At 64.6% G+C, this 2,658-nt stretch carries 3 protein-coding genes; 1 reads left to right on the top strand and 2 read right to left on the bottom strand.

Translation table 11 applies throughout. The features are described 5' to 3' along the window. Window positions 1-76: 76 nt before the first annotated feature. Window positions 77-700 carry a beta family protein gene (locus ACFPZ3_RS31970; RefSeq protein ID WP_379518010.1) on the top strand — a complete coding sequence of 208 codons (624 nt, stop codon included), beginning with the start codon at window positions 77-79 and terminating at the stop codon, window positions 698-700. Between the two features lie 4 nt (window positions 701-704). On the opposite strand, the gene ACFPZ3_RS31965 is transcribed toward ACFPZ3_RS31970, so the two are convergent. Beyond that, on the bottom strand, window positions 705-1,205 hold the full coding sequence (locus ACFPZ3_RS31965) for a hypothetical protein (protein ID WP_379518005.1): 501 nt from the start codon (window positions 1,203-1,205) through the stop codon (window positions 705-707). Window positions 1,206-2,108: 903 nt separating this feature from the next. Then, window positions 2,109-2,510, bottom strand: a complete 402-nt coding sequence (locus ACFPZ3_RS31960; protein ID WP_379518004.1) for a RapZ C-terminal domain-containing protein — start codon at window positions 2,508-2,510, stop codon at window positions 2,109-2,111. Window positions 2,511-2,658: the final 148 nt, after the last annotated feature.

Here is a 2,658-nt window from a genome sequence, read left to right as displayed (position 1 = left end):
GGACGGTTCAGCACGGCAACCTACGCTCGTTCCCTTTTACACCGCATCTCGGACGCGACCCCTGCGTGACCCAGACATGCTAGTCGAGCAATTGCGCCCCCTCGGGGAGCCGACACAGCGTACCGATCTGGTGCTTGACTGCGGCTATATCACCTCAGCCGCCACAACCTTTGACTGCGTGGCGAACTCCGTGGGGTCCCTGCTCGACGACGTCGACCGCTGGCAGTCGGTAACCATCGCGGCTGGCTCATTTCCACCTCCTGAAGACTTCGTCGTCCCCTCGAAGTCGCAAGTGACCTGCATCCCCCGGCGAGAAGCGGACCTGTGGCGCCGCATCGCCAATCGGTGGGAGGCGGTCAACTACGGCGATTACGGGGTTGACCACCCTGGTCTGCTGCTCGACGACCCCGGATGGCCCGAGCCCAACCTGCGCTACGCGGTCGAGCGTCGGTGGTTCCTGTACTACTGGCCTGTAGGAAAGGACCGTAAGCACACACCGTTCTTCGATCTCTGCCAGGAGTTGGTTGAATCGCCGGACTGGCCTCTAGAGGGAGCGACGTTCTCCTGGGGTGATGAGCAGATCGCCAGGGCCGCGCGCAGTGACGGCGGCGCTGGTGGCGCCAACGAGTGGAAGGCCTACTCGTTGTCCCACCACCTGGCCGCCGTCGTGGACATGCTGCGGAAAGGGGCGAGGTCGTGATGCCTTATCCGCCGTCGATGCCGTATTGGGCGTGGTGGGCTTCCAACCAGCACACGGCCAATGCTGCCACCTCTGTGACGCCGTCGTAGACGCGCTGTCTCTGCGCGTCGCGCTCAGCAGCAGGGGCCGGCTCGTAAGCTTCGGCGGCGAGTTTGCCGAGCTGAGCCATCATTGCTACGACCCGACTGCGGTCCCCCTCGTACAGGTCCGCGCCGGGCGGTTTGGTGCGCAGCCCTTCCCGCTTCCGTTCGACGTCGGCGAAGGCAGCACCGAGCCGCAGCCGGGTGGCGTGCGCTTGCACCGCTTCGACGATGAACTCGGCGACCTGGCGAGGGCGGGCAGCGTCGGCGACTTCGAAGTACAAGTCGTACTGTTCTACGTCGCCGGCCGTCACCGCCCAGGCGCCATGGTCGTCCTTGTTCGGGTTGGACTGGCCTGGGATGACGGTCCAGGAGGCCAGGTCGACGGTGCCGATCTGCTCGGGGACGGGTATCGGATTTTGCATCGCGTTCTTCCTTCTGTTCGGGATTGGAAGGTGGCGCGGGTGATGCGTTGAGGGCGGCGGCCTCCCATCGTGGCGGGACCCGTCCCCTGATCGCCATGGCTTCGGGTGAGTTATCCGAATCGTGCTGGACGTTGGCTTCGGTGAGCCACAGTTCGTGTGCTGTGGCCCGGGGATGGTCGCGCCGCGCCGCGCAAACACCCCTGGAGATTCAGGCGGGCCGTTGGATGACGGGTCGGCGGATGTCCTGATGCTCGACGCGCACGTTGGCGCCGGCATCCTCGAGTTCGGCGGCGATCTGGCAGGCCATCACAACACTGCTTTTCCGGACTAAGGAAACGATCAGCGGTGCTACTCGTCGGCAGGCCGATCCCGCCGCACAAAGCGCTTGTGAACGAGGGCTGCGCTCGGGAGCATGAAGGCATGACTGCGCCCCGTAGTAGCGATGCCTCGTAAAAGTCCGGCAGCTGTCCGAGCTGCAGCAACCAAACGGGCCGGCCACGGATCGCCTGAAGTGCACGGCCTGTCTCGTTCTGCGTCCGAGGCGGTTGCCAGACTGGAGTCGCATAGTTTCGGCGCTGGTGCTGTAGCGAGGGCGTTGTCCGTTTGGAAACAGTGTGTCCAGGGGCCAACCCGCTTTCTGAGGTTCAGAGATGATGACTGCGGCATCATGGAGTGCTGCCGTGGTCACCTTGCCGCACGTGATGTTCTGGACTCGGCGGAAAGACAGCTCCCTGCTCAGGCTGCGCGCGAGCTGCGCGAACTTATCGCCCCATTCGACGAGATCTTCGAATCCCGGTCGATCGCTGACCCTGGAATACCGACTTCGGAGTCGTGGTGGCACCGCAGGTTCGTCCCCTGACCCGGAGTGGCGGCGAATCTGGATCAGGTGGCCAAGCCTGCTGATCACGAGGTCACCGTCTTTAGAACGCGGGGCAGGTGAGCGTGGAGGTGTTCGATCTCGACCTCACGGCCGCGGGCGCGAACGCGTCTGGCGGTGAGTTCCACCAGGCCAGCAGCACGGTGTTTTCCGCCTGCGCAACCGAGAGCGATCACTTTCGGGCCGGCGGGCAGGAGCGCGTAGGCGACGAGGTTGTCGATGAGCTCTGGAGCTCCGGGGGTGTTGAGGACGATGTCCTGCACGCGGGGATGCAGGCCGTCCAGGTTGAGGATCTCCTTGGCGGCCGCGGGATCGCGTAGGCGTTCACGGACGTCTTCGATCCGATCGGCTTCAGGCGGGATGGGTAGGCCGTCGGGCCCGATGGGCTGGTGCAAGTAGCCGAATGAGATCAGGCGTAGCGGTGTCATTGATCAAGTTCTCCTGTCGGTGGTGGTGTCGGTGAAGGTGGGCATGCCGAGGGCGACCAAGCGCGCGCGGCCGTCGGCGGGGATCCGGTTGAGGCTGGCGAGCTTGGTCTTGGCAGCTTCGTAGAACCTGTGCCGCTCGAATATTGAG

Source organism: Nonomuraea insulae (genome assembly GCF_042656245.1).
This window is presented reverse-complemented; position numbering and strand designations above follow the sequence as displayed.

What these genes read in the sequence shown, in the direction of transcription:
- ACFPZ3_RS31965 (WP_379518005.1), bottom strand. Translation starts at nt 1,205, where the DNA reads ATGCAAAATCCGATACCCGTCCCCGAGCAGATCGGCACCGTCGACCTG.
- ACFPZ3_RS31960 (WP_379518004.1), bottom strand. Translation starts at nt 2,510, where the DNA reads ATGACACCGCTACGCCTGATCTCATTCGGCTACTTGCACCAGCCCATC.
- ACFPZ3_RS31970 (WP_379518010.1), top strand. Translation starts at nt 77, where the DNA reads ATGCTAGTCGAGCAATTGCGCCCCCTCGGGGAGCCGACACAGCGTACC.